The sequence below is a fragment of the Nonomuraea maheshkhaliensis genome, from assembly GCF_039529435.1.
In the GTDB taxonomy this organism is placed as follows: Bacteria; Actinomycetota; Actinomycetes; order Streptosporangiales; family Streptosporangiaceae; genus Nonomuraea; species Nonomuraea maheshkhaliensis.
In genome coordinates, this window is the sequence record NZ_BAAAMU010000252.1 from 1 (window position 1) to 295 (window position 295).

Here is a 295-nt window from a genome sequence, read left to right on the forward strand (position 1 = left end):
CGCGGTCTCGTCGCCGCGCACACCGGCGCTGAGCCGGCCGGCGAGGGCGAGGGCGGTCGCGGTCAGGACGAGCCCGATGGCGGCGACGGCGAGCACGGCGGCCGTGGTGACCCGCTGCTGATCGTGCGCGGCCAGCAGCGTCGCGGGCAGCCGGGAGGCGACGCGCTGGATGCGTACCCGATCGCCGAGCTTCTCCCCCAGCCGGCGGTCGGCCCCGAGCACGGCCTGGGTGACGGTGTCGAGGTCGCGGCGGTCGGGGGCGGACAGGTGGGGGGGGGCGGGGATCTCCAGTCGG

General features: G+C 78.3%; 1 protein-coding gene. It reads right to left on the reverse strand.

What is annotated here, in order from left to right:
• Positions 1-295: hypothetical protein (locus tag ABFX54_RS55800; RefSeq protein ID WP_346115470.1), on the reverse strand; the 295-nt coding region annotated here is incomplete at both ends.